This is a genomic window from Dongia sp. (assembly GCF_041918875.1).
GTDB lineage: Bacteria > Pseudomonadota > Alphaproteobacteria > Dongiales > Dongiaceae > Dongia.
In genome coordinates this window covers 14,363-40,796 of record NZ_JAYRUV010000023.1, presented here as the reverse complement: position 1 = coordinate 40,796, position 26,434 = coordinate 14,363, and the positions used below count along the sequence as shown (strand labels likewise).

The 26,434-nt window shown below is 64.4% G+C and carries 29 protein-coding genes; 25 read left to right on the top strand and 4 right to left on the bottom strand.

The features are described from left to right. Nucleotides 1–3: 3 nt before the first annotated feature. From ACE3TY_RS19535 to ACE3TY_RS19465, 15 genes are all read left to right on the top strand, one after another. A complete protein-coding gene (locus tag ACE3TY_RS19535) occupies nt 4–579 on the top strand; it encodes a hypothetical protein (protein ID WP_374656118.1) in 576 nt (191 codons plus the stop codon). Nucleotides 580–583: 4 nt separating this feature from the next. Continuing rightward, on the top strand, nt 584–2,854 hold the full coding sequence (locus tag ACE3TY_RS19530) for a hypothetical protein (protein ID WP_374656116.1): 2,271 nt from the start codon (nt 584–586) through the stop codon (nt 2,852–2,854). Between the two features lies 1 nt (nt 2,855). Next, the gene (locus tag ACE3TY_RS19525; RefSeq protein ID WP_374656114.1) at nt 2,856–3,287 is read left to right on the top strand and encodes a hypothetical protein; all 432 of its coding nucleotides are present in this window, start codon (nt 2,856–2,858) and stop codon (nt 3,285–3,287) included. Then, nucleotides 3,284–3,793 carry a hypothetical protein gene (locus ACE3TY_RS19520; protein ID WP_374656112.1) on the top strand — a complete coding sequence of 170 codons (510 nt, stop codon included), beginning with the start codon at nt 3,284–3,286 and terminating at the stop codon, nt 3,791–3,793. The genes ACE3TY_RS19525 and ACE3TY_RS19520 overlap by 4 nt, the downstream gene beginning before the upstream one ends. After that, complete coding sequence (locus ACE3TY_RS19515) at nt 3,790–4,431, top strand: hypothetical protein (RefSeq protein WP_374656110.1); 642 nt, start codon at nt 3,790–3,792, stop codon at nt 4,429–4,431. The genes ACE3TY_RS19520 and ACE3TY_RS19515 overlap by 4 nt, the downstream gene beginning before the upstream one ends. Before the next feature lie 13 nt (nt 4,432–4,444). Beyond that, on the top strand, nt 4,445–5,944 hold the full coding sequence (locus tag ACE3TY_RS19510; protein WP_374656108.1) for a hypothetical protein: 1,500 nt from the start codon (nt 4,445–4,447) through the stop codon (nt 5,942–5,944). Between the two features lie 2 nt (nt 5,945–5,946). Beyond that, the gene (locus tag ACE3TY_RS19505; RefSeq protein WP_374656106.1) at nt 5,947–6,468 is read left to right on the top strand and encodes a hypothetical protein; all 522 of its coding nucleotides are present in this window, start codon (nt 5,947–5,949) and stop codon (nt 6,466–6,468) included. A 7-nt stretch (nt 6,469–6,475) separates the two neighbouring features. After that, nucleotides 6,476–6,685 (top strand): hypothetical protein, encoded by a 210-nt coding sequence (locus tag ACE3TY_RS19500; protein ID WP_374656104.1) that lies wholly within the window; start codon nt 6,476–6,478, stop codon nt 6,683–6,685. Next, the gene (locus tag ACE3TY_RS19495; protein WP_374656102.1) at nt 6,682–6,951 is read left to right on the top strand and encodes a hypothetical protein; all 270 of its coding nucleotides are present in this window, start codon (nt 6,682–6,684) and stop codon (nt 6,949–6,951) included. The genes ACE3TY_RS19500 and ACE3TY_RS19495 overlap by 4 nt, the downstream gene beginning before the upstream one ends. Beyond that, the gene (locus ACE3TY_RS19490; protein WP_374656100.1) at nt 6,948–7,322 is read left to right on the top strand and encodes a hypothetical protein; all 375 of its coding nucleotides are present in this window, start codon (nt 6,948–6,950) and stop codon (nt 7,320–7,322) included. The genes ACE3TY_RS19495 and ACE3TY_RS19490 overlap by 4 nt, the downstream gene beginning before the upstream one ends. Then, on the top strand, nt 7,319–7,504 hold the full coding sequence (locus ACE3TY_RS19485; protein ID WP_374656098.1) for a hypothetical protein: 186 nt from the start codon (nt 7,319–7,321) through the stop codon (nt 7,502–7,504). The genes ACE3TY_RS19490 and ACE3TY_RS19485 overlap by 4 nt, the downstream gene beginning before the upstream one ends. A gap of 105 nt (nt 7,505–7,609) precedes the next feature. Further along, nucleotides 7,610–8,404 (top strand): sulfate adenylyltransferase subunit CysD, encoded by a 795-nt coding sequence (gene cysD, locus ACE3TY_RS19480; RefSeq protein ID WP_374656182.1) that lies wholly within the window; start codon nt 7,610–7,612, stop codon nt 8,402–8,404. Then, complete coding sequence (gene cysC, locus ACE3TY_RS19475; protein ID WP_374656096.1) at nt 8,404–10,299, top strand: adenylyl-sulfate kinase; 1,896 nt, start codon at nt 8,404–8,406, stop codon at nt 10,297–10,299. Before cysD ends, cysC begins: the two co-directional genes overlap by 1 nt. A gap of 341 nt (nt 10,300–10,640) precedes the next feature. Further along, on the top strand, nt 10,641–12,263 hold the full coding sequence (locus tag ACE3TY_RS19470) for a peptidoglycan DD-metalloendopeptidase family protein (RefSeq protein WP_374656094.1): 1,623 nt from the start codon (nt 10,641–10,643) through the stop codon (nt 12,261–12,263). After that, nucleotides 12,247–12,711, top strand: coding sequence for a polymer-forming cytoskeletal protein (locus tag ACE3TY_RS19465; RefSeq protein ID WP_374656092.1), 465 nt, complete (start codon nt 12,247–12,249; stop codon nt 12,709–12,711). The genes ACE3TY_RS19470 and ACE3TY_RS19465 overlap by 17 nt, the downstream gene beginning before the upstream one ends. A gap of 20 nt (nt 12,712–12,731) precedes the next feature. On the opposite strand, the gene ACE3TY_RS19460 is transcribed toward ACE3TY_RS19465, so the two are convergent. Both ACE3TY_RS19460 and ACE3TY_RS19455 read right to left on the bottom strand, forming a co-directional pair. Further along, nucleotides 12,732–13,748: a threonine/serine dehydratase gene (locus ACE3TY_RS19460; protein WP_374656090.1), complete on the bottom strand. Its 1,017-nt coding sequence runs from the start codon at nt 13,746–13,748 to the stop codon at nt 12,732–12,734. A gap of 13 nt (nt 13,749–13,761) precedes the next feature. Beyond that, entirely contained in the window at nt 13,762–15,831 is a 2,070-nt protein-coding gene (locus ACE3TY_RS19455) for a lytic transglycosylase domain-containing protein (RefSeq protein ID WP_374656088.1), read from the bottom strand. A gap of 277 nt (nt 15,832–16,108) precedes the next feature. On the opposite strand from ACE3TY_RS19455, the gene dapA reads away from it, so the two are divergent. After that, complete coding sequence (dapA, locus tag ACE3TY_RS19450) at nt 16,109–16,987, top strand: 4-hydroxy-tetrahydrodipicolinate synthase (protein ID WP_374656086.1); 879 nt, start codon at nt 16,109–16,111, stop codon at nt 16,985–16,987. A 6-nt stretch (nt 16,988–16,993) separates the two neighbouring features. Next, a complete protein-coding gene (smpB, locus tag ACE3TY_RS19445; protein ID WP_374656084.1) occupies nt 16,994–17,470 on the top strand; it encodes an SsrA-binding protein SmpB in 477 nt (158 codons plus the stop codon). A gap of 177 nt (nt 17,471–17,647) precedes the next feature. Here the strand turns inward: smpB and ACE3TY_RS19440 are convergent, their stop codons facing one another. Together ACE3TY_RS19440 and ACE3TY_RS19435 are read right to left on the bottom strand one after the other, a co-directional pair. Continuing rightward, nucleotides 17,648–18,286 carry a uracil-DNA glycosylase gene (locus ACE3TY_RS19440; protein WP_374656082.1) on the bottom strand — a complete coding sequence of 213 codons (639 nt, stop codon included), beginning with the start codon at nt 18,284–18,286 and terminating at the stop codon, nt 17,648–17,650. A 7-nt stretch (nt 18,287–18,293) separates the two neighbouring features. After that, nucleotides 18,294–18,926 carry an NYN domain-containing protein gene (locus tag ACE3TY_RS19435; RefSeq protein WP_374656080.1) on the bottom strand — a complete coding sequence of 211 codons (633 nt, stop codon included), beginning with the start codon at nt 18,924–18,926 and terminating at the stop codon, nt 18,294–18,296. A gap of 182 nt (nt 18,927–19,108) precedes the next feature. Here ACE3TY_RS19435 and folK point away from each other — a divergent pair, with 182 nt between their 5' ends. The 8 genes from folK (at nt 19,109) to recO (ending at nt 26,432) form a co-directional block, all read left to right on the top strand. Further along, complete coding sequence (gene folK, locus ACE3TY_RS19430; protein ID WP_374656078.1) at nt 19,109–19,606, top strand: 2-amino-4-hydroxy-6-hydroxymethyldihydropteridine diphosphokinase; 498 nt, start codon at nt 19,109–19,111, stop codon at nt 19,604–19,606. Between the two features lie 138 nt (nt 19,607–19,744). Next, complete coding sequence (gene rpoZ / locus ACE3TY_RS19425) at nt 19,745–20,134, top strand: DNA-directed RNA polymerase subunit omega (RefSeq protein ID WP_374656076.1); 390 nt, start codon at nt 19,745–19,747, stop codon at nt 20,132–20,134. Nucleotides 20,135–20,242: 108 nt separating this feature from the next. Further along, nucleotides 20,243–22,384: a bifunctional (p)ppGpp synthetase/guanosine-3',5'-bis(diphosphate) 3'-pyrophosphohydrolase gene (locus ACE3TY_RS19420; RefSeq protein ID WP_374656074.1), complete on the top strand. Its 2,142-nt coding sequence runs from the start codon at nt 20,243–20,245 to the stop codon at nt 22,382–22,384. Between the two features lie 150 nt (nt 22,385–22,534). Next, nucleotides 22,535–22,942, top strand: a complete 408-nt coding sequence (acpS, locus tag ACE3TY_RS19415; protein WP_374656073.1) for a holo-ACP synthase — start codon at nt 22,535–22,537, stop codon at nt 22,940–22,942. Between the two features lie 237 nt (nt 22,943–23,179). Beyond that, the gene (gene lepB / locus ACE3TY_RS19410; protein ID WP_374656072.1) at nt 23,180–23,977 is read left to right on the top strand and encodes a signal peptidase I; all 798 of its coding nucleotides are present in this window, start codon (nt 23,180–23,182) and stop codon (nt 23,975–23,977) included. Nucleotides 23,978–23,980: 3 nt separating this feature from the next. Beyond that, a complete protein-coding gene (gene rnc, locus ACE3TY_RS19405) occupies nt 23,981–24,751 on the top strand; it encodes a ribonuclease III (protein WP_374656071.1) in 771 nt (256 codons plus the stop codon). Between the two features lie 29 nt (nt 24,752–24,780). Beyond that, nucleotides 24,781–25,701, top strand: a complete 921-nt coding sequence (gene era / locus ACE3TY_RS19400; RefSeq protein ID WP_374656069.1) for a GTPase Era — start codon at nt 24,781–24,783, stop codon at nt 25,699–25,701. Nucleotides 25,702–25,706: 5 nt separating this feature from the next. Then, entirely contained in the window at nt 25,707–26,432 is a 726-nt protein-coding gene (gene recO, locus ACE3TY_RS19395; RefSeq protein WP_374656067.1) for a DNA repair protein RecO, read from the top strand. The last annotated feature ends 2 nt before the right edge of the window (nt 26,433–26,434 follow it).

Genomic DNA, 26,434 nt, shown 5'->3' with positions numbered 1-26,434 from the left:
ACCATGGCCATTTCGACCGTTTCGATCTGCAACCGCGCCCTCGATCTGCTGGGTGCCGATCCGATCATTTCGCTGGAGGACGGCACCAAGGCGGCCAATCTGTGCCAGCGCAATTTCGAACCGTCGGCGGATTCCGTCCTGCGGCTCTATCCCTGGAACGCCGCCTTGCGCCGCGCGCGCCTGCCGGCCCTCGCCGAGCAGCCGGCCTGGGGCTATCTCTATCAGTTCCAACTGCCGCAGGGGCCGGAGCCGGCTTTCTGCCTGCGGTTGCTCGAGGTCGATGACGGCACGGACTACCGTGTCGAAGGACGCCGGATCCTGACCGATTACGCGGCGCCGCTCGACGTCCTTTATATCGGCCGCATCGTCGATGTCGCGAGTTACGATCCGCTGCTGGCCGAGGCGGTCGCGGCCAAGCTCGCCGTGCACCTTGCCGGCAACCTCACCGAAAGCGGATCGCGCATCGAGGCGGCGCGGGACTATCTGCGCGGCATCCTTGCCGAGGCGAAGGCGATCGATGCACAGGAAGGCGGGACCAGCGACCTGGTGGTCGATGCCTGGCTGGCGGCGCGGAGCTGACACCATGGCGCGCGCATCGCATCTGCTCTCGACTTTCAACGCCGGCGAATGGTCGCCTGAACTCCGTGGCCGCATCGATCTCGACAAGTACCGCAATGCCTGCCGGCGGATCGAGAATTTCGTGCTGCTGGCCCAGGGGCCGGCGACGCGGCGGCCAGGTACCCAGTTCATCGCCCACACCAAGGATGACGGCATCGTGCGCCTTGTCCCGTTCGAATTCTCGACCGAACAGGCCTATATCATCGAGGCAGGTGCCGGATATTTCCGCTTCTACATGAATGGCGGGCGCATCGAGACCGCGCCGGGCGTGGCCTATGAAATCGCGACCCCATACGGCGTGGCCGATCTTGCCGGGCTGAAATGGGCGCAGTCGGCCGACGTGCTCTATCTGACGCATCCAGGATTTGCACCGCGCAAGCTGGCGCGCAGCGGGCACACCAGCTGGTCGCTGGCTGAAATCGACTTTCAGGACGGGCCCTATCTCGACGAGAATGTCGGTGTCGTCACCCTGGCGCCGGCGGCGGCGAGTGGCAGCAATGTGACGCTCACCGCCTCTGCCAGCCTGTTCGTGGCGGAGGATATCGGCCGCCTGGTGCGCATCAAGCATGCCAGCAGCTGGGGCTGGGGCAGGATCGTCACTTATACCAGCGCCACGCAGGTCAAGATCGACATCAAGAGCGCCTTTGGCGGTACCGGCGCGGTGACCAGCTGGCGGCTCGGCGCCTGGTCGCCCGGGACCGGCTGGCCCAGCGCCGTCACCTTTCACGAAGAGCGGCTGTTTCTCGCCAATTCGAAGCTGCAGCCGCAGACGCTTTGGGCCTCGGTCGCGGGCGCTTATGAGAGTTTCACTCCGACTGGAACGGACGGGGTGACGAAGGACGATCATGCGCTGAACTTCACCATCGCCGACGATCGGGTAAATGCCATCCGCTGGATGAGTGCGGGCAAGACATTGGCCCTGGGAACGACGGGTGGCGAGTTCAATCTGACCGCGAGCTCGCTCAACGAAGCGCTGACGCCGAGCAATGTGACGGTGCGGCGCGAGACCACCAATGGCAGCGCCGACATAAGGCCCGAGCGCATCGGTGCCGCGGTTCTCTATGTGCAGCGGGCCGGTCGCAAGATCTACGAGATGGCCTACAGCTTCGAGAACGATGCCTTCAATTCGCCGGAACTGAGCCTGCTGGCGCGGCACCTGACGCAGAAGGGCATCAAGGAGATCGCCTATCAGGCCGAGCCCTGGTCCATCGTCTGGGTGGTGCGTGAGGACGGTGTGCTGCTGGGCCTGACTTACATGCGCGGGCAGGATGTCGTCGGCTGGCATCAGCACCGCATTGCCGGCAATGGTGCAAAGATTCTGTCCGTGGCCTGCATTCCGGGCCAAGGACAGGATGAAGCCTGGCTGGCGGTCGAGCGGCAAATCGGCGGTGTGGCCAAGCGCTCGGTCGAACGCATGGCCGGCGCCTTCACCCCGGAAGACGCGTTCGACAAGAAAGGCGCCTTCTTCGTCGACAGCGGATTAACCTATGACGGCGCGGGGGACGCACAGATAACGCCCGGCACCGGCGCCACCCTTGCCGGCAGCACCGGCGTCGCCTTCACGGCCGCCAGCGCGCTTTTCGCGCCGGGCGATGTTGGGCGGGAGATCCAGCATTCCTATCCGGCGCCGTCCGGCACGGGCTATTACGTGGCGCGGGCGCTGATCACGGACTATGTCGGCGCCAGCGAGATCGCGGCATCCATCGTCGCGCCGTTCCCCTCGCTTGCCGGCATCGCCGCAGGCAGCTGGTCGCTGAGCGCCAGCGTCATTCAAGGGCTGGATCACCTGGTGGGAGAAACGGTCACGATCCTGGCCGACGGCGCGACGCATCCCGATTGCGTGGTCGCCGGCGACGGCAGCGTCAATCTGGAAAGGCCGGTTGCCTTCGCCCATGTCGGGCTCGGCTATACCAGCCGGCTGACCACGATGGATATCGAGGCGGGTGCCATGGATGGCGTGGCACAGGGCAAGAGCCGGCGCATCCACCGGGTAATCGTGCGCCTCAACGATAGCCTGGGCATGCGCGTGGGCGCCGAGTCCGGCGGCACCGAGGACATCGTCTTCCGGGCCGCGCAGACGGCGATGGATCAAAGCCCGCCGCTCTTCACCGGCGACAAGTTCGTCGCCTTCCCCAAGGGCTGGGACAATCGCGCGATCATATCGGTGCTGCAGGAGCAGCCGTTGCCCTGCACGGTGGTCGCCCTCATCCCGCAACTGACAACGATGGATGGATGACATGTGCACAACTGCGGCTGCAATGGCCGCGTCGATGATCGTTTCGACCGGCGTCAAGATGGCGACGGATGCGCAGCAGGCAAACCATGAGAGCCGCGAACTTGAACGCGAGGCAAAAGTCGCCCGCGCCCAAGGCGCCGAGCAGGAGCGCCAATTGCGCCAGCAGGCCGCGCGCGAGCAATCGAAACGGCGCGCCGCCTATCTGAAGGGCGGCGTCACCACGGAAGGCTCGGCGACCGACGTGCTGCTCGATGCCGCGCGCGAAGACGATGTGGAGGCGCGCTGGGCAAGGTTCGGCCAGACCGAAGGAGCGCGCGCCAAGGAACGCGAGGCGCGCTTCCGCCGGCGCCGATCCGTACTCGACCAGCTTTCGACGACGAGTTCGCTCGGCACCAACATCATCTCACTTAAACCCTGGGAGAAAGAATCGTGACACAGCCCAAATCACTTGATGACGCCATGCGCGAGGTTCTCGCGGCGCGCGGTATGCAAACACCGCCAGACCGACCCATCGCCCGGCAGGACGATCTTGCCGGCGCGATGCGCGCGCCACTCGATCCCGACGGCTATCAGATCGCGGTGCCGGCGCCGCTCGACCGCGATGCGGCGCTGGAGGCCAAGGCGCGGCAATGGTTCCATCGGGCCGGCTTGCCGCAAGGGGCGGTGAGCGGCATCGTGCAGGCTTATTGCCGGCATCTTTGCGCGGAAGACCCGAATGTCGAGGAGCGCGCGCGCCGGACCGAGGCCGAGCTTGCCCAGGAATGGGGACCAGACTATCCGCGCAAGGTCGCGGCCGCACAGGCGCTGATCGAAAAATGCGGCGGCGCCGAGGAACTGGGGGAACTGCTCAGCGGCACGGGTCTTGGCAACGATGCTTGGCTCATCCGCACCCTTGCCGTGATCGCCGAGATGGATCCCGTGGCGGGAGGCGGCCGATGAAGGGCGCCACCGGGAACAATATGCGTCAGCCGACGCCGCGCACTCTTGCGGAATGGCGCCAATGTGCCGCCGGCCTTGTGTCGAAGCAGGGCGAGATCGAGGTGGAACGCGCGAGCCTTGCCGGCCAGCGGCAGGAATTGGCGCTTGCCGCGGCGACCGGGGACAAGCAGGCGCAGATGCGCATCGCGCAGGTCGCCGTGCAGGAACATGCGCTGGAGTTCGACAGGGCGACGATCGCCGAGGGGCTGGTCCGCGCCGGCGAAGAAATCGCGGCCGGCGAAGCCAGGCTTGCAACGTCGGCGCGCCAGCAGGCGGTTGCACGGCACGGCGACCTGCTGGAGAAGCGCCTGGTTCTGGTCGAGGCGATCGAGCAGGCTGTGCGGTCCGTGGCACCGCAATTGACGGCACTTGCGGAACTGACGCTGGAGATCGAAGGCAGCCATGCCCAGCTGGGTGGTTCGCGGGCAACCTTGCCGCCACTGGCGCAGGAAAATGTCGGCGGACGCCTGGCCGAGTTCATGGCCGGGCAGGGCTTTGCCGCCTGGCTGCCCCTGGCGCGGCCGGAAGTGAGGCCGGCCCTGGGTTCCTGGATCGCGGCGGAAAAGGACGCCCAAACCCACTACCGGCTGACTGTCTGAAGGGAATTCCCACATGACCATATCCACGACGATCGCCCGCGTGACATATGCGGGCGACGGGTCGACTTTGTCGTTTGCCGTCCCTTTCAGCTTTTTCGGTGCCGATGAAATCGACGTTATCGAACGCAGCCTGGAAAGCGGCGCCGAGACGCTCAAGGTTCTGGCAACGGACTACACGGTTGCCGGCGGCGGCGGCGCCACCGGCACGGTGACGGCGGTAGCGCCGCCGGGTGCCGCCAGAAGCTGGACCATCTCGCGGCGCACCCACCGCACGCAGACGATCGATTACACGCCGAACGATCCATTTCCGGCCGAAACGCACGAGCGCGCGCTCGATCGGCTGACGGCCCTGGTCCAGGAACTCGACGACAAGCTGGGGCGCGCCGCCGTCCTCAGCCCGACCAGCCCGGTCACCAATGTGACGTTGCCAGATCCGGATGCGGAGAAGCTCCTGGGCTGGAAAAGCGATCTATCGGGCCTGGAGAACAAGAACATCCCGTCGGGCGCCACCATCCATGCCAGCGTCGTCGCGACGCGGGAAGGCGTGACGGCGTCGGAATCGGTGACGCCGCAGGGGCTGGCGGCGTTGTGGCGCAAGGGCGGCGACATCGCCAGCGCGGCAACGCTCGCCAAGCCGGTCGATGCAAATCTGGGCGGCTATCACCTCGTGACCGGAACCAGCACGATCGCCGGCCTGTGGGCGGGCGAGCCGGCCGGCGCCGAGGTGGAACTTCGGTTCGCGGCCGACCTTACCCTTTCGCACAACGCCGTCAGCTTCATCCTGCCCGGTGGCGGTAATGTCATCGTCACGGCCGGCGACGTGGCGCGTTTCCGCAGCGAAGGCGATGGCAATTGGCGCTGTGTCACCGCGCCGCCTGCATGGTTCGGGCAAAGTGGCGGCTTCAGCCTGCCGGTCAGCGCAAAGAGCGCCGCCTATGCCATGCTGGCGACCGACAAAGGCAGCGAGATCAACTTCACCGCCGCTGGCGCCACATTCTCGCTGCTTGCCGCAGCAACGGCCGGCAATGGCGGCATCGTCGCCGTGCGGAATTCGGCGGCGAGCGGCGACATCACCATCGACCCCAACGGATCGGAGACGCTGGATGGGTTGGCGACGCGGCTGTTGCGACCCGGTGACGCAGTCCTTCTGCGTTGCGACGGCAGCGCCTGGCGCACTGTCAGCGGCAGCTATTCGTTCGAAAGTGCGGAGCAGACAATGGCGCTGGCGACGGCCATCTCCGTTGCGCATGGGCTTGGGGTGAAGCCGAACCATCTGCGCGTCGTCTTCCGGTGCAAGACCAGCGAAGCCAATTGGGCCGTTGGTGACGAGATCGATTACAACGCCGTCATCTGGACCTATGGCGCTGCCTTGCACGTAGACGCGGTCAACGCCGCGGGGACAATAAACCAGACCTATCCACCCAACATTGCGAACAAAAGCAGCGGAAGCGGCGTCGCCATGGTGCTGGCCAACTGGCGGCTCGTTTTCTATTGCAAGGACATACGAGGCTGAACATGCAGCATTATTACGTCGATCCTTCGGGCAAGAGCATTGGTAGCTACGATGGCCCGATCGAACTCAGCCCGTTCGCGGGTACGCCGGTCGGCATTGCGCCCGATGATGCCGGTGCCCAGAGATGGAACGGATCCATCTGGGTCCGGCCGGCGGAGTCATCGCGTGAAACTATCTTGTCGGCGATCGCGCGGCGCTACCAGCAGGCATTGGCGGCCGGGCTCGCCCATGGTGGCAAGGTGCTGCAGATACGCGAGCAGGACCAGGCCAATCTGACGGCGATGGGCAATGAAGCGCGCTGGGCGCTGGAAAGCGGCGTGCCGTGGCCGGCCGATTTCGCGTGGCGCATGGCCGACAACACCTTCCTGTCCCTGGCGACACCAGAGAGCATGATCGCCATGGCCGAAGCGGCCAAGGCGGAAGTGTTCCGTCTGCGGCAGGTGAAATGGGTGCATGTCGACGCCGTGCGCGCCATGACGATCGCCGCCGACATCGACAGCTACAATTTTGAAACCGGATGGTGAGGGCGATATGGGCGGATTGCATGAGACATCCCAGGCCATTGGCCGCTTGCAGGCCAGTGTTGAAAAACTTGAACACGCAGTGGCGCGCCTGGGCGACCGGATCGAAGAACTGCAGAGGCTGCGCTGGCTGACGATCGGTGCCCTGGTCGTCCTGTGCGGGCTTTCCGGCGCCAGCGCCGGCTGGTTCACAAAATTCGTCGAATTGGGGGCGTCATGAGCGCGGCGAACAACTTCTCGGCCATTGGCAAGAGTGCCGCCGCCATCGGTTCGATCAACAAGGCCTGGGCCGCGGCCATCGCGGCACCATTGGCTGAGTGGCTCGTCGGTGTCCTGGCCGACGCGCTGTGGAGCGGCTTGCATGTCGCGATGCCCGACAGCGCCGAACTTGCCCTGGTGTCGCTGATCGTCGGGATCGTCGTCTATTACGTGCCAAATCTGCCGGCCAGGGGCGATGGCGATTCAACCGAAGGAGCGGGAGCATGAGAACGAATCGGACGATGCGGAAATGGGCCGGTATCGCGGGCCTGATACTGTCCATGGCATTGGCAGTCGGCTGCGGCACCCAATCGAGCGAAAGCAACCTGTGGGCTCGCCTGACGGCGGCGAATCTGCTGGCGGGCAGCCTGGCGCAAGGGCTCGGCAGCGTCACCGAGGCGCGGGCCATCGTGCCCGGCAGCCCGCGCGCCGTTCTCATCGCGCAAGGACTGGATGCGGTCGCATTGTCGCTGGACAGTGCCGGGGATGCCCTGCGCGCCGGCCTCCCTGCCGTCGCCGAAAGCCAGATCGGGGCCGCTGAGACGCAGCTCGACGGGCTCAAGCCGCTCGTCGTCGTCACGAATGGAGACGCTCAATGAACGCCGCGACCGTCGCCATCATCATCCAGGGCGTGGCCGCGCTGGCGCCCTATCTGGCCCAGCTGGGCGCCCTGGCCGCCAAGGCCAAGGCGGGCGAGGCTGTCACCGACAGCGATTTGCGCCTGGCCGAGGAAGCCAGGCGCCGCGCATTCGCGGCCTTGCGCGAAAAGCTGGCGGGGTGAGGCAAATCGCGCCTCTGGTTGCGGGGAATGTTGCCTGGCCCCGCGACATCCTATAATGACGGAGCGAAATCGGCAGTCATCTCGCAAGGGCAGTCACGCTTCGTCATGGATCATCTCGACCAGCTGGAAGCGCAGAGCGTCTATATTCTGCGCGAGGCTTTCAACCGCATCGACAAGCTCGGCATGCTTTGGTCGCTGGGCAAAGACAGCAATGTCATGGTCTGGCTGGCGCGCAAGGCGTTTTTCGGTCATGTGCCGTTTCCGGTGATGCATATCGATACCGAGAAGAAATTTCCGGAAATGTACCTGTTCCGGGAGCGCTACGCCGAAGAATGGGGCCTCAACCTGATCGTCGACAGATGCCCGCCGGTCGAAGCCACGGATCCGACATTGCCGCCGGCTGCGCGTTCGGCCGCACGCAAGACACTGGGCCTGCGCGATACCATCGCCAAATACGGCTTCACCGGCATCATCGCCGGCATCCGCCGCGACGAGGAGAGTGTGCGCGCCAAGGAGCGCGTCTTCAGTCCGCGTGGCGAAAGCGGCGCCTGGGATTTCCGCGATCAGCCGCCGGAATTCTGGGACTATTTCAACACCGACCTGCCGGTCGGCACGCATCTCAGGGTGCATCCGCTGCTGTCCTGGACGGAACTCGACATCTGGCGCTATATCGAGCGCGAGGGCATTCCCATGGTCGAGCTCTATTTTGCCAGGAATGGGAAGCGCTACCGGTCGCTGGGCGATCACGACATCACCTCGCCGGTCGACAGCGAGGCCGCGACGATTGCCGAGATCATCGCCGAGCTTGAGGCGACGCGCACGCCCGAGCGGGCCGGCCGCGCCATGGACCGGGAAACGGAAGACGCGTTCGAGCGTCTGCGTGCTGCCGGGTACATGTGATGAGCACCGAATTGCAGAATGCGCGCGAGCTGATGCGCATCGTCATCGTCGGCCATGTCGACCATGGCAAATCGACCCTGGTGGGCCGGTTGTTTCACGACACCGGTTCGTTGCCCGAAGGCAAGTTCGAGGCTATCAAGGCCATGTGCGAACGGCGCGGCATGCCGTTCGAATGGGCATTCCTGATGGATGCGTTCCAATCCGAGCGCGACCAGGGCATCACCATCGACACCGCGCAGATCTGGTTCAGGACCAAGATGCGCGACTATACGATCATAGATGCTCCGGGGCACCGCGAGTTCATCAAGAACATGATCACCGGCGCGTCCAGCGCGGAAGCGGCCCTGATGCTGATCGACGCGGGGCAGGGGATTCAGCAGCAATCGCGCCTGCATGCCTTTCTGCTCAATCTCCTGGGGGTGAAGCAGATCGCCGTACTGGTCAACAAGATGGACCTGGCCGATTTCCGCGAAGAGCGGTTCGCCGAGATTGCCCGGGAATATAGCGGCTATCTGGCCTCGCTGGGAATTACGGCCAACTATATCATTCCGATCGCCGCACGCGACGGCGACAATATCGTCAACCGCTCGGCGCGCATGTCCTGGTATCAGGGACCGACGCTGGTCGAGGCGCTCGACAGTTCCAAGCCGACGGCGCCCCTTTCCGCCCTGCCGCTGCGGCTGCCGATCCAGGACATCTACAAGTTCGACGACCGGCGCATCCTGGCTGGCCGCATTGCCAGCGGTTCCCTGTCCGTCGGCGACACGCTTCTCTTCTCGCCCAGCAACAAGACCGCGAAGATCGCCTCGATCGAGGCCTGGTCGGCACCGGCCCGCAACTCCGCCGAGGCCGGTCGGTCGGTCGGCATCACGCTCGACGAGCAGCTGTTCATCGAGCGCGGCGAAATCGCCAGCCATGTCGAAGCGGCGCCGGTCGAGACCAATGTCTTCAGGGCCAAGCTGTTCTGGCTTGCCAAGACGCCCCTGCAATTGGGTCAGAATTACCGCCTGCGCCTGCAGACCCGCGACGTGACCGCCCTGGTCGAGAGTATCGAGTGCATCTACGATCCGGAAACCTTCACCTCGCGCGCCGGCGATGCCGTCGAGCGTAACGATATCGCCGAAGTAGTGCTGCGCTCGCCGGCCTTGCTGGCGCTCGATCCGGTCGAGGCCAATCCGAAGACGGGGCGCTTCGTTCTTTCCGACGGACGGAACATCCTGGCCGGCGGCACGATCTCGCTCGACGGCTATCCCGACCAGCGGCGCCTGGTCACCGTGCGCTCCAGCAATCTGACGGAAGTGGCGCACGGCGTCACCACCGCACAGCGGGCATTGCGCAACGGCCATCCGGGCGGCGTCCTGTGGCTGACGGGACTTTCCGGTGCAGGCAAGTCGACTGTCGCCATGGCGCTGGAACAGGAGCTGTTCCGCCGCGGCTTTCATGTTTTCGTTCTGGACGGCGACAATGTGCGCCGAGGGCTCAGCGCCAATCTGGGATTCTCGCCGGAAGATCGCGCTGAGAATATCCGCCGCATCGGCGAAGTAGCCGCCCTCTTCGCCGAATCCGGCCAGATCGTCATCACGGCATTCATCTCGCCTTATCGCAGCGACCGCGATCGCGCCCGGAAGGCAGCCATGCACGTTCAGGCCGAAGGCAGCACGACCTCGTTCCACGAAATCTATGTCAAGGCGGACCTCGCGACCTGCGAAGGCCGCGACCCCAAGGGCCTCTATCAGAAGGCCCGCACCGGCAAGATTGCCGATTTCACCGGAATCGGCGCGCCCTATGAGGCTCCGGCCGCGCCGGAACTCGTCATCGACACACAAATATTAAGTATTGCCGATGCCGTCGCTCTGGCCGTGCGATACGTGGAGTCACATTTCCGCAAGGTATGAGAATTTTCGAAAATTTCCATTAAGATATTGAAAAATAAGACGTATCTGTGACAGATCGGCGTACGGGTCCGCTATCGAATTGATTCGACTTGCGTCGTCTTTTCGGTCCGCCTAAGTTACCTCCGATAATAATAAATTAACGATTGCTCGACGCAGGGAAGTTTGGCTTCGAGGGGTCGTCAGGGGGGCCAAGATCACTTGGTCCGGTAAGTGTCACGCGCCGTTCAGCGGCGATCGTCCGAGGGGTAAAGCGGGCGGTCTTTGCTGGAGAGGCGGCTAGGGTCAAATGAGCGTCCTACCGTGGGGATGGGATCGTGGTAACCGGAAGAAGTCCTAAGAAATTGTCACTCCGTCATGTCGGGCCGCGTCTTGCTGCGTCCCTTTCGAAGCATTTCTCGCCGCGCGAACTCATCGTGCGCAGCGATGGCAAAATCAAGTATGTGCGCCTCTCCACGCGCAGCCAGCTGGTCGGCGCGACCCTGCTGGGCGGGATCGCCGTGCTGTCGCTGGCAACGTCGATCGGCCTTGCCATGCAGCAGGTGACGCTGCACGGCCGCGACATCGCCGTGCGCGAGGCGGAAGGGGCCTATACCGGCCTCCTCGCCGAGGTCGCAGACTATTTCGACCAGTTCAAGGGCAGCACCGGGAAGCTCGGTGACGATGAGGCTTATCTGCTGGGCCTCTCGGGCGAGAATGCCGGGATGCGCGACGGATTGCGTTCGATCGCCACGCAGATCGAAGGACCGGCGCCGCTCGACGGCGCTGTCGCCAGCAATGCGAAGGTCGGCGAAGACCCGCTGCGCGCCAAGCTGCGCGAGGCGCTGAAGAATCGGCTGCTCGCCTTCGACAGCGATCTGAAGCGGATCGCCGCACGCAACCAGTCGCTCACCAATCAGATCGCCGATCTCAAGTCGGAAATCCGCGATATCGAAGGTGATCGCCGGCGCATGGCGGCCGAGCGCGACGAGCTGACGGCCCTGCTGGATCAGAGCCGGCAGAGCAACGGGAATCTCGCCAATCAGGTAGCGGATCTCACCGGCCGTCTCAATACCCTGCGGCGCGATCACCAGGCGGCAACCGAGCAGGTCGCCAGCCTCACCGCCAAGGTGGGGTCGCTGCAAAGCGAGCTGCAGATGGCGCAAGCCAACAATGCCGACCTGACGCGCCAGGTCGCCCAGACCAAGCTGGCGCTGGGCACCGTCATCAGCCAGCGCAACGCGCTGCAGCTCGGCCGCTCGGACATGGGCCGTACCATCGACGAGCTGCGCGACAAGGTGGCGTCGATCCAGGAAAGCCAGGCCAATTTCGTGGCCTCCGTCACCGAGCGCACGCGCAACAGTCTCGAGGAGATGGAGAAGACCCTTGAGATGACCGGACTCGATGTGGAGCACATGATCTCCGCCGCCGAGCAGAACGGCATCGGCAAGGGCGGTCCGTTCCTGCCCGATCCCGCGACCGGCGCCGACGAGACCGAGCAGAAGCTGCTTGCCAATGTCGCGACGCTCGACGACGAAGTGGCGCGCTGGGAGAAGATGCAGGTCGTGCTGCGCTCGGTGCCGCTGGCGGCACCCGTCGACCATTATTACATTTCCAGCGGCTTCGGTGCCCGCGTCGACCCGTTCAACGGTGCGCGGGCGCGGCATGAGGGCCTCGATATGGTGGGGACCCTGCGCTCGGACGTGCTGGCGACGGCACCGGGCACCGTGATCCATGCGGGCTGGAAGGGAAATTACGGCCGGGTCGTGGAAATCGACCATGGTCTTGGCATACATACGCTTTATGCCCATCTGGATTCGGTTGCCGTGAAGGTCGGGGATGTGGTGGACTATCGGCAGCTGGTCGGCAAGCTCGGTTCGTCCGGGCGGTCGTCCGGCCCCCATTGCCACTACGAAGTGCGTTACAACGATAAACCGCTCGATCCCATGGGCTTTCTCAAGGCAGGTCGCTATGTTTTCAAAGGTTAACAAGTCTGGGCAACCGGCAACGGTACATGACAGTCCCCGGCCCAGCGTGAAGGCCGGCATTCCGTCCATCATCAGTGCCGATCTGCGCATCACCGGCGATCTCGTCTGCAGCGGCGACGTGCAGATCGACGGCTGGGTCGAAGGCGACATTCAGAGCCGCAACATCACCATCGGCGAAGGCGCCACGGTCCAGGGCGGCCTGCAGGCGGAATCCGTGCGCATCTGCGGCCTGGTGAACGGCGAGGTTCGCGCCGACATGGTGGTCCTGGAGAAGACGGCGCGGGTGACCGGCGACATTCTCCACAAATCCCTGGCCATCGAGCAGGGCGCTTATCTGGAAGGCATGTGCCGCCGCACCGATACGCATCCGGTGACAGCCGTGGCAACCACGGTCGAGCCGGCCGCCGCCAAGGAAGTCGTGACGGAGAAGAAGGCCGCGACGGCCTGATTCCTTGCCCTATCCGGGTGCTATCCGGTCATTCCATCAAGCGGGTCGTCCCTGTCGGTGGCCCGCTTGATCATTTCCGGGTCGGCATTGCCGCCGGAACAGACGACGACGACAGTTCTGCCCGCGAGATCACCGCGCATCGCCAGTGCCGCCGCCAGGGCCGCGGCGCCACCAGGCTCGACCACCAGCTTCAGGTGGCGCAGCGCGAAATTCATCGCATCGAGCACGGCGTCGTCGCTCACGACGCGTGCGCCGGCGAGCAGCTGCCGGTGGATGGGAAAGGTCAAGGCGCCCGGCTTCTCCGCCATCAGCGCATCGCAGATCGAGGGGGCCTTGGGCTGATTGCCGATGCGCTCGCCAGCCGCCAGCGAGCGGCTGAGATCGTCGAAGCCCACCGGCTCCGCGGCATAGATCGCCGCCTGCGGATGCTGCTCCTTCACCGCCAAGGCGATGCCCGCAATCAGGCCGCCGCCGCTGCAGGGCGCCAGCACGACGTCCGGCTTGGCGTTGAGCGCCGCCGACTGGGCGCAAATCTCGAGCCCCACCGTGCCCTGGCCGGCGATGACGAACGGGTCGTCGTAAGGCGGCACGATCAGCCCGCCATCGCGCGCCGCGATCGCACGGGCAATGGCTTCCCGGTCCTCGCCGTGGCGTCGATACGACACCACTTCGGCACCGTAACTCCTGGTGTTGGCGACCTTGATCGACGGCGCATCCGCCGGCATGACGATGGTGGCCTTGAGTCCCAGCAGCTTCGCGGCCGCCGCAACACCTTGCGCGTGATTGCCCGAGGAAAAGGCGACGACGGCGCGCAGGGTGGGATCCGCTGTCTTGGCCGCCAGCAGCCGGTTGCAGGCTCCCCGGAACTTGAACGAGCCGGTAAGCTGCAGCGTCTCGGCCTTGATGAGCAGGCGGAAGCCCAGTCTTTCGCCGATCAGCGGATAGTCGAGGAGGGGCGTCTCGACCGCGCGTCCCTTGAGGCGGTCGGCGGCGGCGCGCACATCGACGGCGCTGGCCGCGAATTTCGGTCCACTCAACCTTCCCCCCCCCTTAATTGATCGCAGGACGGTTGAGATCGTCCTCAAGCGCGATCTGTGCGCCGTTCTGCGACAGGCGGCTGCGGTAGATCTGCAGGTTTTCCATCACGCGCTGTACGTAGTTCCGCGTCTCGTCGAACGGGATGTTCTCGACCCAGTCGATCGCATCCGTATCGGCCGAGCGCGGATCGCCGTAAAGGATGGTCCAATCGCGCACCCGGCTGGGGCCGGCATTGTAGGCCGCCACGGCCATGATGTAGGAACCGCCGAAGCGGTCGATCAGCTTTTCCAGGTATAGCCGGCCCAGACGCACATTGAAGGCCGGGTCGCTGGTCAGTTTTTTCTCCTGCAGCTTCTTGACCCCCAGCTCCTTGGCGAGCGGCCGCGCGGTCGAGGGCATCAGCTGCATCAGTCCCTTGGCGCCCGCGGGCGAGCTGATTCTGGCGTCGAAGGCGCTTTCCTGCTTGATGATCGCCAGCACCAGCGCCGGTTCCGGTGCGTTGCCGGGCGGCAGCTTGATGGTGGGAAAGAGGTATTCGGCGAGTTCGAAGCCCTTCTGGCGCGCTTCCTTGGCGACGGCGATGGCGAGGTCGTCGCGCTTCACGGACTTGGCAAGGCTCGCCAGCAGGACATAGTCAGTCGCTTTCGTGGCGCGGTTCGTCATGGTCATGATGAAGGGGCGCACGCGGTCGGCCTCGCCGATCTTTCCCAGCAGCAGCACGACGCGCGTCATTTCGCGCTTGGCGAAGGCGGCCTTCTCCGCGGCATCCGGGCGCACGCCGCTGTCCAGCACCAGATGCTTCGGGTCGGTGAGCCGCGCGGCAGCCAACTGACCGTAATAGACGCTCAGATTCTTGGCGGCATTGCGATACCAATCGGTGGCCGCCGCCATGTCTCCCTTGGCTTCGGCGGCGCGGCCGTTCCAATAGGCGGCCCGGGTCTTGCTGATGATCGACTTGGCGCCGTTATAGAGATTGGTGAAATGCTTCAGCGCCACATCCGGTTCGTCGAGATAGCGCAGGGCGATCCAGCCGGCAAACCATTCGCCCTCGACCAGAGCATCGCCGGTATCGGCATTGTGGGCCGCCGCCAGGCGATAGGCGGCACTGACATCGCCATTGCCGAGCAATTCGCGCGAGGCGCGGTAAAGCTCGTCCCACATCAAATCCGGCCGCGCGACCTGCGCGGGCGGCGGATCGAGCAGCTGCAGGGCCCGATCGATCTTGCCCTGCTTTCGCCAGGCGCGCGCCATTTCGTAGATGAGGCCCGGATCGTCGCGCAGCGGCAGCGGCACCAGGCCGCTGGCGGCTTCGGGCGAGATCTTCTTGTCCTGCAGGCGCATGCGTGCGCTGGCCAAGGCGGCGTGCCCGGCATCGACGCGCTTCAACATGCGCACGGCCTGGTCGCGCTCGTCTTCCCACAGCAGATTGTCGAGCCGCACGACATGATCGGCCATGGTGATCATGTCGCCGAAGCGGAGGATGAAGGTGTTCTCCTGCTCCTTGGAGAAATTCTCGGTCGTCCAGGCCACGCGGGCCACATTCTTCGCCCGGTCGAACTGCCGGTCGGCCCGCAGGGCGCCCAGCAGCTTGATCGCGCCGTCGGCGGTGAGCGGCGGGCGTTCACCGAACCAGGCAAGGACCGAGGCCGTCGGATAGACGGCCGGCATGGCCCGCTCGGCCTGCGCGGTCAGCGTGTCGCGCAGTGGCCAGTCGGGATTGTTCTTGAGGAACCGGGCCATCTCGTCGAAGGAGCGGCCGGGGCCGGGGCGCGTGAGGTCCAGCCATTGCACGACCTTGGCCAGCAGCGGATCCTTGGCCAGATCGGCAAGGCGCCGCGCTTCCTTCCAGCGGTCCTTTTCGATCGCCTGGAAAGCCTGCTGGAAAAGCTTCTTGTCCTTGGCGCTGAGCGGGGCTTCGTCGGCGAAGCCGGGGCGATGGAGCGCCGATATAACGAGGACCGACAGGAGCGCCAGCCAAAGCAGGCGCGACTGGACGAATCGCCCGAACGCGCGAATTCGCGATCCGCCACTGAAGCCGCGGAGAGCGTTCATCGGGTGGAAAGGCAGAGAGATGTGGGTCATTTCCTCGCTCGGAAGGGCCGCGACTCGATGTCCGCCGGCACAGCATTGTATGAGGAGAGCCAGCCTCGCTCAATGGATTCAATGTGTTGGGGATCACACATTGATGCAGCACCTGACATAATCGGGTTAAGTGCCGCCAAAATACCACAGGCGGCGATTCGTCGGGTTTCTCGGCAGAACGCTTGCGGCGGCTTCGGCCTGTCGCTATTTTCCCGGGCCGCTATGTAACCGCCCGGGCCGCCAAAAGATGCGCCGGGCCGACTTGATGGAGCCAGACATGTTCAAGGGTTCGATGACCGCTTTGGTCACCCCATTCCGCAACGGCGCGGTGGACGAGGCTGCGTTCCAGAAATTCGTCGACTGGCAGATCAAGGAAGGCATCGACGGCGTCGTTCCCGTGGGTACGACCGGCGAATGCCCGACGGTGAGCCACGAAGAGCATCACCGCATCGTGGAACTGGCGATCGAGGTGGCCAAGGACCGCGTTCCGGTCATCGCCGGCACTGGCTCGAACTCGACCCAGGAGGCGATCGATCTTACCCGCCATGCCGAAAAGGCCGGCGCGGATGCGGCCCTCATCGTGCTGCCCTACTACAACCGCCCCACGCCGGAAGGGCAGTTCCAGCATTACAAGGCGATCCACGACGCCACCAACCTGCCGATCATCATCTACAACGTGCCGCCCAGAAGTGCCGTCGACATGTCGATCGACACGATGAAGCGCTGCGCCGAGCTGCCGCGCGTGATCGGGGTCAAGGATGCAACGGCGGACCTCGCACGTCCGGCGCGCACGCGCATTGCCATCGGCGCCGATTTCTGCCAGCTCTCCGGCGAGGATGCGACGGCGCTGCCGTTCCTGGCGCAGGGCGGGGTGGGGTGCATTTCCGTGACCTCGAACGTGGCGCCCAAGCTCACCGCCGCGATGCATGCCGCCTGGCGCAAGGGCGACCTTAAGAAGGCCATGGAAATCAACGAGCGGCTGATGCCGGTCAACGATGCGATGTTCTGCGAGACCAGTCCGGGGCCGGTGAAGTATGCGCTCTCCATCATGGGCCATATCCAGCCGGATCTGCGCCTGCCGCTGGCGCCCATTTCCGATGCCTCCAAGCAGAAGGTCGAGGCCGCATTGAAGAAGGCGGGCCTCATCGGCCAGTAAGACATCATGGCGCGAGATATCTCGACCAATCGCTTTGCCGCGCAGAACAGAAAGGCCCGGCACGATTATGCGATCACGGACACGATGGAAGCCGGCCTCCAGCTGATGGGGTCGGAGGTGAAGTCGCTGCGCCTGGGCCGCTGCAGCATCAACGAAGCCTTCGCCGCCGAACGCGATGGGGAGTTCTGGCTGCTCAATGCGCATTTTCCGGAATATGAAGCGGCCAACCGCTTCAATCACGAGCCGGGCCGCCCGCGCAAGCTGCTGCTGAAGAAGCGCGAAGTGTCGAAACTGATCGGCGCCACCCAGCGCGAGGGTATCACCGTGGTGCCGCTCTCGATCTATTTCAACGAACGCGGCCGCGCCAAATGCCAATTGGGCATCGCCAAGGGCCGCCGCCAGGTCGACAAGCGCGCCGCCATCAAGGAACGCGACTGGAAACGCGACCAGGCACGCCTGGTGCGCAACCGCGGCGGGGATTGAAGGCGGCGCGGCGGGATCGCTGCTCCGTCATCGACATCCCCCTCACCCTAACCCTCTCCCGCGCGGGGAGAGGGGCTTGTGCGCAGCGTGCAATAGCCTTCAGTTTCGAAAAAGCGCGCGAATAATCATCAGTTCATTCCCTCTCCCCGCGCGGGAGAGGGTCAGGGTGAGGGGGTGTCAGAGGCCGGCTGCCGCCTTCACCTGCGCCATCGCCTCGCGGAACATCGCTGGTGTCAGCACGCCGGTGTTCGTGTTGTAGCGTGAGCAGTGATAGCTATCGATGAGGATGCGGCCGCCGCTTAGATCGTGGCGGCGGTTGTGGCCGAATTTGAAGGCGCTGCGTTTCTCGCCCAGGGCCTGCAGCGCCGCGTCATGGGCGATGGCGCCCAAGGCGAGATAGCAGCGCGCGGGCGAGGCCAGGATCTCGGCCTTGAGGAACGCATTGCAGGTCTTGATCTCGGCCGGTGTCGGCTTGTTCTGCGGCGGCACGCAGCGCACGCCGTTGACGATGCGGCAGCCCGTGAGCGTCAGGCCGTCATCGGGCCGTTCATCGTAGGTCCCGGTCGCGAGGTTCAATTCCAGCAATGTGCCGAAGAGCAGATCCCCCGCCCAGTCTCCGGTGAAGGGGCGGCCGGTCCTGTTGGCGCCGTGAAGGCCGGGGGCGAGGCCGATGATGAGAAACCTGGGATGCGCGTCGCCGAAGGCCGGGACAGGCGCGTTGAAATAGTCTGGCAGCTTCTTCCGGTTCTCGGCGCGGAAATCGGCAAGACGCGGACAGAGCTGGCAATCATGCCCGGGTTGGGCGATGGCTGGCATGAGCGAATCAGACGTTGCCGGGTTCGTCGTCCGGCTGCGCATCGCGCAGCGGTTGCTCGCGGCCGGGGTCGCGGGCCGCATCGCGCGGGCCTGTCGTGCGCGGATTGTGCGCGCGCGCCACGACCGACGACAGTTCCTCGAGCTCGACGAACATGTCGGCCTGGCGGCGCAATTCGTCGGCCACCATCGGCGGGTTGGAGCGCACGGTCGAGACGACGGAAACACGGACACCCCGCCGCTGTACCGCTTCGACCAGGCGGCGGAAATCGCCATCGCCCGAGAACAAGACGACATGGTCGAGATGCGCCGACATTTCCAGGACATCGATCGCCAGCTCGATATCCATGTTGCCCTTGATCTTGCGCCTTCCCATGGCGTCGGTGAATTCCTTGGTGGGCTTGGTCACCATGGTGAAGCCGTTATAGTCGAGCCAATCGACCAGGGGCCGGAGCGGCGAATATTCCTGGTCCTCGACTAGCGCCGTGTAATAGAAGGCGCGGATGAGACGGCACTGCTCCTGGAAGTGCTTCAGCAGGCGCTTATAGTCGATGTCGAAACCCAGCGCCCGGGCGGCGGCATGGAGGTTGGCGCCATCGATGAAGAGACCGACCCGTTCCTGGGCGTAAAAGCGAAGTGGCATATTGAACCTCGTCGGGAATATGACTGAAAACTATGTTGGTCGGGTGCGCCGGCGCCTGTATGAGGTGCCCGGTACTCTGATGTCCGTCGCGGACCTTAGTGCCGATGGCCGGGAACTCGCAAGGTTTAATGAGACCGCCGGCGCCTCCAGCGCAGGAGATGGCGGAAGTCGGAAAAAGCAGCATGGCTGAATGCATATATATCGGGTTGGGCGCAAATCTGCCGAGCGAGGCGGGCAGTCCGGCTGCCACCTTGGAGAAGGCGCTGGCCGACTTGGCGTCAGCCGGCATAACGATCCGCCGCCGTTCGCCCTGGTACGAATCCGCGCCCGTGCCGGCAGCCCCCGATCAGCCCTGGTATGTGAACGGGGTGGTCGAGGTGGCGACGGATCTGTCTCCTGCCGATCTGCTCGGGCTGCTGCAGCGGCTCGAAGCAGCCAGCGGCCGTATCCGCTCGGTCGCCAATGCGGCCCGGCCGCTCGACCTCGATATCGTGGACTATGGCGGGCTGGTGGCGACGGTGGGGACGCCCCTGCTGCCGCATCCCAGAATGCAGCAGCGGGCCTTCGTCCTTCTGCCGCTGCAGGCGATCGCGCCGCATTGGCGCCATCCGGTGAGCGGCCTTTCCGTGGCGGCGCTGATCGGGGCCTTGCCGGCGGGGCAGGAAATCCGTTTGCTTTGAGGCGCTTGCGGCGCCGGTTGCAGCGAGGCCCGCCGCCATGCGCCTGCGGCATGATGCCTGCCCGGCCCCATCGCTTGAACCCCCAAAATCAATATAGTAGGTTCAGGCAATTAGGCGAATTCCTGGAGATTATCGAAAATGGCGCGCGTAACAGTCGAAGATTGCGTTGAAAAAATCCCGAACCGGTTCGAGTTGGTCATGCTGGCCGCCCAGCGGGCGCGCGAAGTGTCGGCTGGTGCCCAGATCACCGTCGATCGCGACAATGACAAGAATCCGGTCGTGGCCCTGCGCGAGATTGCGGACGAAACCGTCGTCCTCGCCCAGCTGACCGACAATCTCATCACCGGCCTGCAGCGCCATGTCGAGAATGACGAGCCGGAGGAAGAAGGCACCGGCTTTGGCACCGGCGCTGGCGATCTTCTTGCCGAAATGCAGCAGGCGCAGATTTCCGACGACGAAGCCGAAGAAGCCGACATGGCCATCGACGGCGAGTTCGAGGATGCCTCGGAGGCCGATGACGGCAACTGATCCGGCATTCCTGTCATCAGTTACCTTCTTCCTGAACAAGGGAAAGGATTGGTTTCACCCGCATGTAGGTAAGGCCGCGGAAGCGGCGAGAGGTACATCGAGGACCGCATGATCCGGCAATTCGAACTGGTCGAGCGGGTGAAATCTTACGATCCGGGCGCGGATGAGGATCTCCTCAACCGCGCCTATGTTTTTTCGATGAAGGCGCATGGCTCCCAGGCGCGCGCCTCGGGCGATCCTTATTTTTCGCATCCGCTGGGCGTTGCCGAAATCCTGACCCGCCTCAAGCTCGATTCCGCTTCCATCGCCACCGGCCTCCTCCACGACACGGTCGAGGATACCGACGCAACCCTCGAACAGGTCCAGGACATGTTCGGCGGCGAGGTGGCGCAGCTGGTCGACGGCGTCACCAAGCTCTCGCGCCTGGAACTGCAATCCGACAATACCAAGCATGCGGAGAATTTCCGCAAGCTGGTGCTGGCCATGTCCAACGATATCCGCGTGCTGCTGGTGAAGCTCGCCGACCGGCTGCACAACATGCAGACGCTGCACTTCATCAAGAATGCGGACAAGCGCCGGCGCATCGCCGCCGAGACGATGGAAATCTATGCGCCGCTGGCCGAGCGCATGGGCATGCATCAGTTGAAGGACGAGCTTGAAAACCTGGCCTTCGCCGAACTCAACGCCGATGCCTACCAGTCGATCATGCAGCGGCTCTCCTATTTGCGCGAACAGGGCGCCGATATCTGCACCAAGATCATCGCCGAATTGCAGAAGACGATGAAGGATGCCGACCTGCAAGCCGAGGTTTCGGGGCGCGAAAAGACGCCCTATTCGATCTGGCGCAAGATGCAGAAGAAACGCATGGAGTTCGAGCAGCTCTCGGACATCATGGCGTTCCGCGTGATGGTCAAGGATATCGGCCAGTGCTACCAGGCGCTGGGGGCGCTCCACGGCAAATATTCGATGATCCCGGGCCGCTTCAAGGATTACATCTCGACTCCCAAGCCCAACAATTATCAGTCGCTCCATACCGGCATCATCGGCCCGCAGCGCATGCGCATCGAAGTGCAGATCCGCACCGACAACATGCATGAAATCGCCGAAATGGGGGTGGCGGCGCATTGGGGTTACAAGCAGGGGGCCACCAAGATCGACGGCAGGCAATATCGCTGGCTGCGCGAGCTCTTGGACATTCTCGAACATGCTTCGGGGCCGGAGGAATTCCTCGAGCATACCAAGCTGGAGATGTTCCAGGACCAGGTCTTCTGCTTCACCCCGAAGGGCGATCTCATCGCGCTGCCGCGCGGGGCGACGCCGGTCGATTTCGCCTATGCGGTGCATTCGGAAGTGGGCGACACTTGTGTCGGCGCCAAGATCAACGGCCGCATCATGCCGCTCCGGACCGAGCTGCAGAATGGCGACCAGGTGGCGATCGTCAATTCAAAGGCGCAGACCCCATCGCCGGCCTGGGAGCGCTTCGTCGTCACGGGCAAGGCCCGCGCCTGCATCCGCCGCTTCATCCGCACGCAGCAGCGCGCGCAATACATGGAACTCGGCCGGGCGATGCTGCAGAAGGAATTCGCCCATGCCGGCTATGAGTACACGGAAAAAGCCGTCGAGGGCGTCCTCAAGAAGTTCAAGGCGGACGAGGTCGAAGACCTGGTGACGCAGGTCGGCGAAGGGCTGGTGGGTGCCCGCGAAGTCGTCAACGCGATCTTCCCCGGCAACAAGACGCAGGCGCCCGGCGACAAGGTCGTGCCGCTGAAGCGCGACGGCAAGAAGGGCAAGGCCGGCCACGCCATTCCGATCCGCGGTCTCATTCCGGGGATGGCGATGCATTTTGCCGGCTGCTGCCACCCGCTGCCCGGCGACCGCATCGTCGGCATCGTCACCACCGGCAAGGGCGTCACCATCCACACGATCGATTGCGAGACGCTGGAGAGCTTTGCCGATACGCCGGAACGCTGGCTCGACGTCGCCTGGGACCAGGATAAGAACGCGATCGATCAGCATACCGGCCGCCTGGATGTGGTGATTGCCAACCAGCCGGGCAGTCTGGGGTCGCTCACCACCGTCATCGGCAAGAATCTTGGCAATATCTCGAATTTGAAGATCATCAACCGGTCCACCGATTTCTTCGAGATCATCGTCGATGTCGAGGTGAAGGATCTGAAGCATCTTTCCAATATCATCGCCGCTCTGCGGGCGACGCCGTCGGTCAATTCGGTCGACCGGGCACGGGGATAGACCTATGTCTCAAGATGCGATCATTTCGCCTCCCACCTTCAGGGGGGAGGCCGGGAGGGGGGCCAGTTTCAGTCTCGGCCTGCGTCAAACACCACCCATGCCCCTACTTGCCCTCCCCCTGAAGGGGGAGGGATTGGACCGAGCCGCTGCATGATCCTGGGCATCGGCAACGATCTCATCGATATCCGGCGCATCGAGAAATCCATCGAGCGGTTCGGCGACCGCTTCATTCAGCGCGTCTTTACCGAGGTGGAGCAGAAGAAATCCGACCGAAGGGCGCAGCGGGCGGCGTCTTACGCCAAGCGCTTTGCCGCCAAGGAGGCCTGTTCCAAGGCCTTGGGCACCGGCTTTCGCGACCAGGTCTTCATGAAGGATATGGGTGTGGTCAACCTGCCCAGCGGGAAGCCGACCCTGAAGCTCACCAACGGGGCCTTGCGCCGGCTCGAGGAGATCACGCCCCCGGGCATGGTGGCGCAGATCGACCTTACCATCACCGACGATTTCCCCCTGGCGCAGGCCATTGTGATCATTTCAGCCCTGCCGGCCCCTCCGAAATAACGTCGAGGAGTCCCTCGCCCCACAGCCGACGAATGTCGGCCTTCTCCGACCGGGGAGAGGGGTCATCCACCTAAACCAGCGGAAAAGCTCGCTAAAATCATGTCATCGCGGCCGGAAAGGCGGCTGAAAGCCTTGACTTTGAAGGGTATGGCTGGCTTGATCCGCCCGAAAAGCATGCTGCAAGGGCATGCCTCACGCCCCACCCGATTCCGTCCCAAAGAGGCCGTTTTATCCACCATGGCGCGCAAGACAGAGACCGAGCCCAGCCAGATCGTCGAGACCGTCAAGACCATAGCCTGGGCCGCCGTGATCGCCGTGGTGATCCGCACCTTCGCCTATGAGCCCTTCAGCATTCCATCGGGTTCGATGATCCCGACCTTGCTCATCGGCGATTACCTGTTCGTTTCGAAGACGGCCTATGGCTATAGCCGCTTCTCCTTTCCCTGGGGAATAGTGCCCCTGGAAGGGCGCATCTGGGAGGACAAGCCCGAGCGCGGCGATGTCATCGTCTTCCGTCCGCCGGGTGAGCCGCAGACCGATTTCATCAAGCGCCTCATCGGTCTGCCGGGCGACACGGTCCAGGTCAAGGAAGGCCTGCTCTATATCAACGGCGCGGCCGTCAAGCGCGAGCGGATCGAGGATTTCGTCAACAACGATAACGGCCTCGCCTCGCCGCAATACATCGAAACGCTGCCGGGCGGCGTCAGCCACCGCATCATCGAGACGCGCGCCGACCAGGGCGAGCTCGACAACACGCCGGTCTATGTGGTGCCGCAGGGCCATTATTTCATGATGGGCGACAACCGCGATTCGTCGAGCGACAGCCGCGTGCTGAGCGGCTTGACCCCTTATGACGTCAATGCGCGGGTGACCGAGGCGGCCCAGCTCGGCAATGTCGGTTTCGTGCCGGCGGAAAATCTGATCGGTCCGGCCAAGATCCTGTTCTGGTCCTATGACAACACCTTGAAGCTCACCAACCCGCTCACCTGGGTGACGGCCCTGCGCTGGCGGCGCCTGGGCGATCTCGTGGAGTAAGGGGTGGCCAAGGCGGCCCCGACAGCGGAGCTTACCTCGGTTCTCGGTCATGCCTTCGCGCGGCCGGAACTGCTGGAAACGGCCATCACGCATCCCAGCGCCACCGGGCGCAACCGGACCAAGCGCGTGCGCCGCACGGCCAAATCCGCGGCCGACGCCAGGGTCGCCGACAATCAGCGGCTCGAGTTCCTGGGTGACCGGGTGCTGGGCCTGATCGTCGCGGAAATGCTGTTCGCTGCCTTTCCGGAGGAGGATGAGGGGGCGCTGGCCAAGCGCCTTGCCGCGCTCGTGCGCCAGGACGGGCTTGCCCAGGTGGCGCAGTCGATCGCTCTCGGCCGCTTCCTGGTCCTTTCCAAAGGCGAGGAGGAAAGCGGCGGTCGCGAGAATCCGGCGACCCTGGCCGATGCCTGTGAAGCCATCATCGGGGCGCTCTATCTCGATGGCGGTGTCGAGGCGGCGCGGCGTTTCGTCGAAGGGTATTGGCGGCCGATGATGACCGCCGACCTTGCCCCACCCCAGGATGCCAAGACCGCCTTGCAGGAATGGGCGCAGGCCGCGGGACTCAACCTGCCGCGCTACCGCGTCGTCCGCAGCGAAGGCCCGCCGCACGATCCGGTCTTCGAGGTCGAGGCGGCGGTCGAGGGCTATCCGGCCCGCAGCGGCACCGGCCGCTCCAAACGCGCCGCCGAGCAGGCCGCCGCCACCCAATTGCTGGCCCTGGTGCGGCCGGAGGGCTTGAGCGAAAATCAGACCGTTGCGGTCGATCCGGCCTGATGCCGGATTTTTTGGAAAGCAGGCTTCAGATGCGTATGGAGACCGCTTGCGGCTTCATTGCCGTGCTCGGCGCCCCCAATGCCGGCAAATCGACCCTGGTCAACCGTGTGGTCGGGCAAAAGGTGTCGATCGTCAGCCCCAAGGTGCAGACGACACGGGCCAAGGTGCTGGGCATCGTCATGCACGGCCCCGTGCAGATGATCTTCGTCGATACGCCGGGGATCTTCGCGCCCAAACGCCGCCTGGACCGCGCCATGGTGGCCGCGGCCTGGACCGGTGCCGGCGATGCCGACCAGGTGCTCCTGATGGTCGATGCCAGCCGCAAGGGCATCGACGAGGATACGCGCCGCATCATCGAAGGGCTGAAGAGTCACAAGCGCAGGGCGATCCTGGTTCTCAACAAGATCGACCAGGTGAAGGAGCGCGAAAGGCTGCTGGCCAAGACCGCCGAACTCAATGCGCTGGCCAACGAAGGCGAAGAGCTTTTCACCGACACCTTCATGATCTCGGCCGAGCAGGGCGACGGGGTCGAGGATCTGGTGGCGGAACTGGCGCGCCGCATGCCCGAGGGACCGCATCATTATCCGGAAGACCATATCACCGACGCGCCGCAGCGCTTCCTGGCGGCCGAGGTGACGCGCGAGCATCTCTTCCGCCAGCTCCACGACGAAGTGCCCTATGCGCTGACCGTCGAGACGGAAGGCTGGGAAGAATTCAAGGACGGCTCGGTCAAGATCACGCAAATCGTCTTCGTCGCCAAGGAAGGGCAGAAGGCCATCGTCATCGGCAAGGGCGGCGCCAAGATCAAGGCCGTGCGCGAGGCGGCGCAGCGCGAGATGCAACAGGCCTTCGAGCGCCACGTGCACCTCTTTCTGTTCATCAAGGTGCGCGGCAGCTGGGCCGAAGATCCCGAGCGCTACCGCGAAATGGGTCTCGATTTTGAAAGCTGAAGGCGGTGGACTTCACCGACACGGGCTATGTGCTTTCGGCAAGGCGCCATGGCGAGGGCGATCTTATTCTATCTTGCCTCACGCAGGCGCATGGCCGGCATATGGGATTGGTGCGGGGCGGAGCGGGACGCAGGAATCGCGCGATCTATGAGATCGGCAACGCATTGTCGCTCAACTGGCGGGCGCGGCTTTCGGAACAGCTGGGGCATTTCCAGGCGGAACTCATTGAGGCCAACATCGCGCATCTGATGGACGATGCCGACCGGCTTGCGGCTCTCAGTGCCGCGGCCGGCGTCGTCGATGCGACCCTGCCCGAGCGGGAGCCGCACCGGGATGTCCACGGCGATTTCGCGGCCCTGGTTGCCGGCCTCGTCGCTGGAATCCCGGACTGGGGCGGACTCTATCTGCGCTGGGAGCTTAAATTGCTGGCCGATCTCGGCTTTGGCCTTGACCTTTCCCGCTGCGCCGTCACCGGTGCCACCGATGGGCTCGCCTTCGTTTCGCCCAAGACCGGCCGTGCGGTCAGCCGGGCCGGGGCCGGGCAATATGCCGAACGCCTGCTGCCGCTGCCGGCCTTCCTGCTGGTGGAGGGGGCGCCGGCCGATGCGACTGCGCTGGCGCAAGGGTTGCGCCTCACCGGCCATTTCCTCCATGCCCATCTGCTGCCCACGGGCGGTGCGGAAAAACGCTTCAGCGTCCGCGACCGTCTGATCGAACGCCTGACGCGGTAAAT